The following is a 3,795-nucleotide window of genomic DNA, read 5'->3' as shown; positions in this document are numbered from 1 at the left end:
GCCCACGCCATGCCAGTCGCCGCGGTAGATGTGCGCCATGTAGTCCGAAAGCGAGGGCGTGTGCATGGCCACTTCAGGATGCGCATGCGGGCCGAGCAAATTGGCCCCTTCCACGCAGATGGTCTGGTAGCAGAGCGCCGCGCCTTCGGCGGAGCACCCGACGATTCCGATGTGCTGGGTCATTCGCACATCCTACAGGCGGCGGCGCCGAAGCCGCAACGCGGCATGAGGCCCGGCCCGCGCTGGCCTGCTACTTGCAAAGAAGCGCACATGCCAGACGCAAAAGGCACAACGATGAAGCACCCCTGGCCCCATGCGGGTTCACCGGTGAACGAGCGCTTCAAACATAAGTTCGCAATCACTGCTTCGGCCGCCACGCAGTGGGCGATGCTGGTGCAGGAGGTGCTGTCTTGAGCAAGGGAGTTTTTCGCATGCCCCGAGTCGTACGCGCACACACGCCGCTGGGCGAAGACCAGCTCATGTTCCGTTCGATGCACGGAACCGAGGGAYTGTCGCAGCTGTTCGAGTTCGAGGTCGAACTGCTGAGTCCCAGCATGTCGATCGACATGAAGGCCGTGCTGGGCAAGCCGCTGGCGCTGGAGATACAGACTGCGGGCGCGCCGCGCTTCCTGAACGGGCAGATCGTCCGCTTCACGATGATCGGCAAGGAGGACGGCGCCTCGCGCTACGTGGTCTACCGCGCCACGGTGCGGCCATGGCTCTGGTATCTCACGCGCACCAGCGACTGCAAGATATTCCAGAACAAGTCGGTGGTCGACATCCTCGAAGAGGTGTTTGCGGACTACGGCTTTGCCTTCGAGAAGAAGCTCAGCGCGAGCTACAGGCAGTGGGAGTACTGCGTCCAGTACCAGGAAACGGACTTCGCCTTCGTGAGCCGCCTCATGGAGCACGAAGGCATCTACTACTACTTCACGCACGAGAAGGACCAGCACACGCTCGTGCTGGCCGACGACATCGGCGCGCACGAGACCCTGCCCGGCTACGCGAAGATCAGCTACCTGGCCGCCGACCGCGGCGCCGACCCGCGGCAGGAAGTGATCGACCAGTGGCAGGTCACCGAGGAGATCCGCCCCGGCAGCTACGTGGTGGACGACTTCGACTTCAAGAAGCCCCGCGCCGACCTGATGAACATGCGCAGCCAGCCGCGCGGCAACGAGCACGGCCAGTACGAGATGTACGAATGGCTCGGCGGCTTCAGCGAGGCCGAACAGGGCGAGCACTACTCGCGCATCCGCCTGGAGGAAGCGCAGGCGCAGGCCGAGCGCGACATCGGCCACACCAACGTGCGCGGCATGGCGCCCGGCTACCGCTTCACCATGCAGAACTGCCCGCGGCAGGAAGACAACCGCGAATACCTCGTGGTGTCGGTGTCGTATGCGCTGCGCGAGGGCGGCTACGCCAGCGGCGGCGCCGAAGGCCACTACAGCTTCGACTTTGCCGTGCAGCCCAGCGCCTGTGTCTTTCGCGCGCCGCGCGTCACGCCGCTGCCGCGCACCAACGGGCCGCAGACGGCCACCGTGGTCGGCAAGGCGGGCCAGGAATTCTGGGTCGACCAGTACGGCCGCGTGAAGGTGCAGTTCCGCTGGGACCGCTACGGCAAGAGCGACGAGAACAGCTCCTGCTGGGTGCGTGTCTCCAGCGCATGGGCCGGCTCCAACTACGGCGCCGTCAACCATCCGCGCAAGGGACAGGAGGTGGTGGTCGACTTCATCGGCGGCCATCCCGACCGGCCCATCATCATCGGCCGGGTCTACAACGCCGACCAGATGCCCCCGCTCGAACTGCCGGCGCAGGTGACCGTGAGCGGTTTCGTGAGCCGCAGCCAGGACGGCTCGCCGGCCAACGCGAACGAATTCATCCTGGACGACGCGCCGGGCTGCGAGCTGGTGCGTATCCACGCCGAGAAGGACTTCGAGATCGATGTCGAGAACGACCTGCGGATCCACGTCGAGAACGACGAGACAGAAACCGTCGACGGCCACCACATCACCCACATCCTGAAGACCGACACGCTCACCGTCGACCAGACCCGCGACACCCTCGTCAAGCAGAAGGACACCGCCGAATACCGCAACGGCTCGAAGCTCACCGTCTCGGGCGCGCTCACCGAGCACTTCTTCGACAACCGCATCGAGACCACCACCAAGCTCGGCTCGAAGGAGACGGTGCTCAGCGGCCTGTCGGAGGTCACGGTCAACGGCGGCCTGCGCCACGAGACCTTCGACAAGGGGCTGCTGGTCGACGTGAAGCTCGGCATGGACGAGGAGATCCACACCGGCAACTCCATACTGAAGACGCTCGACGGCAACCGGCAGGAAAGCTACCAGACCGGTTGGCAGCGAACCATCGTGAGCGGCGGCGGCAAGGACAACATCAAGGACGGCCTCACCGAAACCATCGAGACAGGCGACCACCACTCGACCGTCTCGGCCGGCGACTACAACGGCAAGGCCCAGAAGGTGACCATCGAGGCCACGGCGGGCGACGTCGAGATCAAGGCCAGCGGCGACTTCACCTTCGAGGGCAACCACGTCAAGCGCGTGAACCGCGTGCTGCTGTGGGACTGGTCGCCGACGGCGGTGACGGCCACCGGCCTGTCGAGCGCGACCTACGGCGTGAACAACAGCAACGCCGGCTTCACGTTCACGACCAACATCAAGAAGATGGATGCCACCGCGCAGATCATGAACATGTACGCGCACCAGGCCAACTTCGGCGCGGTGAGCTTCTCGAACGTGGTGGCCTCGGAGCACACCGGCGGCTTCTGGGGCGCGCTCAAGGGCTTCGTGCTCTTCGGCTGAACGCCCTGGCCGGATGCCGAATGTCCCCTTCTCGATCTGGTGGGTGCTGGCACCGCTGCTTGCGTGGCTGGGATTCACTCTTTGCGTCACGCTCCTGCGCGAGCGCCGCAAGCACGCCGAGAGCCTGTCGCGCACGCGAAGGGCCCTTGGCATCCTCGCGCACGGCACGCCTGCCATGGCGCAGGTGATTGCCTTTTCCGACACCGGCCAGCGCCGCTCGGGCGAAGGCACGACCTGGGCGATCGCGCAGCTGCGCCTTCGCGTGCAGGCCGCCGAGACCGGCGAGACCTTCGAGGTCGACCAGACCACCACCATTCCCCTCGCCGAACTGCCCGGCCACGCGGCCGGCCGGACCATCGCGGTGCGCTTCGATCCGGCGAGCCGCGAGGTCGCCGTCGAGCGCAGCGGTACCTCGGCCGCCCACTACGGCGCCGACAGCTCCCGGCTTCGTGCACCTTCGGAGGTTTCCGGCCGATGAAAACCGTCAAGCCGCTGCGCCTGGGCATCCTCACCCGGCCATACCGCTGGCAGGGCGTCGACCAGCTCGGCGTGGCCGTCACGGCCTTCGCCAGCCTCGAGGCGGAACCGAAGCTCATGGCCGACCAGGAGCTGTGGCAGGCCGTCGGCGAAGAGATCGGCGGCCTGGGCGTGTTCGATGCGGGCGTGCCCAAGTGCATGCCGGAGGTGCTCGCGAGCGGCCATGGCTACACCCACCACCAGCAAGACAAGACCGCCTGCGCCGTGCGCCTGCGCGTCGCCGATCTCGAGAAGTCCCTGCACGTGTCGGGCGACCGCTACTGGCTCGACGGCCGCCTGACCGCACCGCAGCCCTTCGAGGCCATGCCGCTGGACTGGACGCACGCCTACGGCGGGCCGGGCGTGCCGGAGAACCCGGCAGGCATCGGCGCGTTCGACGAGCTCATCAACGGCGTCCGCACGCGCCGCGCACCCAACGTGGAGGCCGTGCATGCCC

Annotated in this window: 3 protein-coding genes and 1 pseudogene; 3 read left to right on the top strand and 1 reads right to left on the bottom strand. The window is 66.6% G+C overall.

The window, feature by feature from the left end; all coding sequences use genetic code 11:
* Positions 1-183: pseudogene (locus AC1DOC_RS23865) on the bottom strand (aspartate racemase); the annotation flags it as partial.
* A gap of 248 nt (positions 184-431) precedes the next feature.
* Here AC1DOC_RS23865 and AC1DOC_RS23860 point away from each other — a divergent pair.
* From AC1DOC_RS23860 to AC1DOC_RS23850, 3 genes are all read left to right on the top strand, one after another.
* The gene (locus AC1DOC_RS23860; RefSeq protein WP_478083937.1) at positions 432-2,822 is read left to right on the top strand and encodes a type VI secretion system Vgr family protein; all 2,391 of its coding nucleotides are present in this window, start codon (positions 432-434) and stop codon (positions 2,820-2,822) included.
* A gap of 13 nt (positions 2,823-2,835) precedes the next feature.
* Complete coding sequence (locus tag AC1DOC_RS23855) at positions 2,836-3,300, top strand: hypothetical protein (protein WP_478079377.1); 465 nt, start codon at positions 2,836-2,838, stop codon at positions 3,298-3,300.
* The coding region (locus AC1DOC_RS23850; RefSeq protein WP_478130623.1) for a DUF2169 domain-containing protein at positions 3,297-3,795 on the top strand (499 nt) is incomplete at its 3' end. The genes AC1DOC_RS23855 and AC1DOC_RS23850, both read left to right, overlap by 4 nt.

The sequence above is a fragment of the Variovorax sp. 01T439_2 genome (genome assembly GCF_056398445.1).
This window is presented reverse-complemented; position numbering and strand designations above follow the sequence as displayed.

What these genes read in the sequence shown, in the direction of transcription:
- AC1DOC_RS23855 (WP_478079377.1), top strand. Translation starts at nt 2,836, where the DNA reads ATGCCGAATGTCCCCTTCTCGATCTGGTGGGTGCTGGCACCGCTGCTT.